Source organism: Herbiconiux sp. (assembly GCF_023264895.1).
In the GTDB taxonomy this organism is placed as follows: domain Bacteria; phylum Actinomycetota; class Actinomycetes; order Actinomycetales; family Microbacteriaceae; genus Herbiconiux.
The window spans coordinates 1-3,687 of the sequence record NZ_JAHFUY010000159.1; the positions used below are offsets into that span (position 1 = coordinate 1).

Genomic DNA, 3,687 nt, shown 5'->3' on the forward strand with positions numbered 1-3,687 from the left:
GGTGCACGCGCTACGCGCAGGGCGGCATCGCGAGCGCGGTGCTGCCGGGCGACAGCGTGGAGTCGCACATCGCCGACACGCTCGCGGCCGGGGCGGGGCTGTGCGATCCGGCGGCCGTGCGGGTGCTGTGCGAGGAGGGACCGGAGCGTCTCCGCGACCTCGTGGCGTGGGGCGTGGAGTTCGATCGGGTCGAGGGCGGGCACGGCATCGCGTCGGGCCGGGCGGCGGGGGACCCCGTGCCGGGCGGGGACGCCGACCTCGCGGGGCTCGACGCGGGCAGGGAGGGGGCGCACTCGTTCCACCGCATCGTGCACGCCGGTGGCGACGCGACCGGCCTGAACGTGCAGAACGCGCTCGTGCGCGCCGTGCGCCTGGCCGGCATCCGGGTGCTCGAGCACGCCTTCCTCGCCGACCTCCACGTGGCCCCCACCGCCACCCTGCCCGCGACCCCCGAGCGCGGCTCCTCCGCCGGTGAGTCGCGTCCAGGTGTCGTCAAAGCGGCGCAAACGGGTGGTTTGAGCGCACTCCGGCGCGACTCAGGTGAGGTCGAGGTGGCGGGGCGTCGCGTCGGCGGGGTGGTCGTGGTGCGGGACGGGCGGCGCGAGGTGCTCGAGGCCGACGAGGTCGTGCTCGCGAGCGGGGGTGCGGGGCAGCTGTACCCGTTCACCACGAACCCCGCGGTCGCGACCGGCGACGGGATCGCGGCGGCGATGCGGGCCGGGGCCGTGGTGGCCGATCTGGAGTTCGTGCAGTTCCACCCGACGGCGCTCGCCGTGCCGGGCTGCTTCCTCGTGTCGGAGGCGGTGCGGGGCGACGGTGCCGTGCTGCGGAACGCGGCGGGGGAGCGCTTCATGGTGTCGGCGCATCCGCTCGCCGAGCTCGCGCCGCGCGACGTGGTGGCACGGGCGATCGCACTCGAGATGGAGCGGACCGGCGCCCCCGTGGTGCTCGACGCCCGCGGCATCGGCGCCGAGGAGCTCGAGCGGCGGTTCCCGACCATCTCGGCGGCGTGCCGCGCCGCCGGGTTCGACTGGGCGCGCGAACCCGTTCCCGTGGCTCCGGCGGCGCACTACGGGATGGGCGGCGTGGTCACCGATCTCGACGGGCGCACGAGCCTGCCGGGCCTCTGGGCCGTGGGCGAGGTGGCGCGCACGGGCGTGCACGGCGCGAACCGGCTGGCGTCGAACTCGCTGCTCGAGGGTCTCGTGTTCGGGCACCGGGCGGCCCGGGCGCTGGCGCAGGTGGGGGTGCCGGATGTCGGTCCCCGCGCATCGGCGTCGGCCCCGGCAGATCGTGCGCCGTCGCCGTCGCCGTCGCCGTCGCTGTCGCCGCGTCGGAGTCCGCGGCGCGAAGAGATCCAGGCGCTGATGTGGCGCCACGTCGGCGTGCTGCGTGCTGCGGAGGGTCTGCAGAGCGCGGCCGCTGCACTCGCGGAGTGGGATCTTCCCATCGGCGCGCGCGGCGCATCCGGAGTCACCGACCTGGCGGGCGCATCCGGAGCCGAGCTGGCCGGGGCATCCGGGAGCACCGAGCTGGCCGGCGCATCCGTGCACGAGCTCGAGACCGCGAACCTGCTGCAGCTCGCGCGCGCGACCGTGGCCGCGGCGCTGGCACGGCGGGAATCGGTGGGCGCTCACTTCCGTGCCGACACCACCGGAGTCACGGACCGTTCCGCCACCACGGCAGCGCGCCCCGCCGCCCACTCCAGCGCCGCCGACCCCGCCCCTTCCACCGCCGCCGGCCCACCCGCCGCCGGCCCCACCCCCGGTCGCCGCCACGCCTACCGCGACCCCACCCGTTCCACCGCCCCCGCAGAGAAGGTGCTCGTCTGATGCTGACCGAACAGATCGTCGACGAGGTCGTCCGGTGCGCACTCGCCGAGGACGCGCCGTGGGGCGACATCACCTCCGAGCTCCTCATCCCCGACGACGCCGTGGTGCACGCCGCCCTCGACGCCCGCGAGCCCGGCGTCTTCAGCGGTGGGGCCGTGTTCGCGGCGGCGATGCGGCTGGTCGACCCGCGCATCCGCACCGAGGTGCTCGTGCCCGACGGCACGCGGTTCGAGGCCGGCGCCGTGCTCGCCACCGTGCAGGGCCCCGCCCGCGGAGTGCTGCGCGCCGAGCGCGTGGGCCTCAACCTCGCCCAGCGGATGAGCGGGGTCGCCACCCTCACCGCCCGCTACGTCGAGGCGGTGGCCGGCACCCGCGCGCGCATCGTCGACACCCGCAAGACCACGCCGGGCCTCCGCGCCCTCGAACGCGCGGCCGTGCGGGCGGGTGGCGGGCACAACCACCGCTTCTCGCTCTCGGATGCGGTGCTCGCCAAGGACAACCACCTCGCCGTGCTCGCCGCCCGGCACGGCGGCGACGTCACCGCGGCCCTGCGCTCGGTGCGCGAGCGCCTCTCGCACACGACGCACCTCGAGGTGGAGGTCGACCGCCTCGACCAGATCGAGCCCGTTCTCGCGGCGGGTGTCGACACGATCATGCTCGACAACTTCTCGCTCGCCGACCTGCGCACGGGGGTCGAGCTCGTGGGCGGCCGCGCGCTCGTGGAGGCCAGCGGTGGCGTGAACCTCGAGACGGTGGCCGGGATCGCGGCGACCGGCGTCGACCTCATCTCGGTGGGCGCCCTCACCCACAGCGTGCGGTCGCTCGACCTCGGCCTCGACGTCACGTTCGTCGACCCGCCGGCGGGCGGATCCGCGTGATCCGATTCCGCGTGACTCAGGGGTTCAGGGACCACCACGTCGTGAGGTCGCACGCGGCGCGGCCCGCCCGTGAGGCGGCGGCGCGTGGCGCGGCCTTTTCGCGGGAGCACCGTGTCGTGGTGCCGAGATCCGTGACCGCCGCCCGGGGCATCCGCCCGTGATCCACCTCGACGCCGCCGCCACCTCGCCCGTGCGTCGCGAGGTGCTCGAGGCGATGTGGCCGCACCTCACGGGCGAGTTCGGCAACCCTTCGAGCACCCACGGCCTCGGCGCCTCGGCCGCCCGCTCGCTCGCCGAGGCGCGGCGCACGGTGGCGGAGTGGCTGGGCTGCCGGCCGGGCGAGGTCGTCTTCACCTCGGGCGGCACCGAGGCGGACAACCTCGCGGTGAAGGGCCTCGCGCTCGCCGCGGTCGCTCCGGATGCCGCGCGCAGCGGCGGCGGGCGGCGGGCTCGGCACCTCGTGCGGAGTGCGATCGAGCACCCGGCGGTGGTGGAGTCGGCCGCGTTCCTCGAGCGGGTGCACGGTTTCGAGGTGACGGTGGTGGGGGTCGACGGCGAGGGCCTGGTCGACCCCGACGAGTTCGAGGCGGCCCTCCGCCCCGACACCGCGCTCGCCACCGTGATGCACGCGAACAACGAGGTGGGCAGCGTCCAGCCGATCGCCGAGCTCGCGGCCCGCGCCGCCGCCCTCGGGGTGCCCTTCCACACGGATGCCGTGCAGTCCGCTGGCTGGCTCGACACCCGGCTGAGCGTGCTCGGGGTGGATGCGCTGAGCATCTCGGGTCACAAGCTCGGCGCCCCGAAGGGCATCGGCGCGCTCGCGGTGCGACGCCGTCTCGAGCCGCTGGTGCACGGCGGCGGTCAGGAGCGGGGGGCGCGGTCGGGGACCGAGAACGTGGCGTTCGCGGTGGGACTCGCGGCGGCGGTGCGCCTCCTCGGCGGCCCCGAGCAGGCGGCGGCGCGCGCGGAGCGCACGC

General features: G+C 76.1%; 3 protein-coding genes. All 3 read left to right on the forward strand.

The genetic code is table 11. The features are described from left to right. Nucleotides 1-1,832 (forward strand): L-aspartate oxidase (gene nadB / locus Q0D57_RS19215; protein ID WP_291047021.1); only part of this gene is annotated, 1,832 nt, incomplete at its 5' end. Next, nucleotides 1,832-2,710, forward strand: a complete 879-nt coding sequence (gene nadC, locus Q0D57_RS19220) for a carboxylating nicotinate-nucleotide diphosphorylase (RefSeq protein WP_291047023.1) — start codon at nucleotides 1,832-1,834, stop codon at nucleotides 2,708-2,710. The genes nadB and nadC, both read left to right, overlap by 1 nt. A 157-nt stretch (nucleotides 2,711-2,867) precedes the next feature. Continuing rightward, nucleotides 2,868-3,687 (forward strand): cysteine desulfurase family protein (locus Q0D57_RS19225; RefSeq protein WP_291047025.1); only part of this gene is annotated, 820 nt, incomplete at its 3' end.

Coding starts and splice junctions, on each gene's coding strand:
- nadC (WP_291047023.1), top strand. CDS start 1,832: ATGCTGACCGAACAGATCGTCGACGAGGTCGTCCGGTGCGCACTCGCC.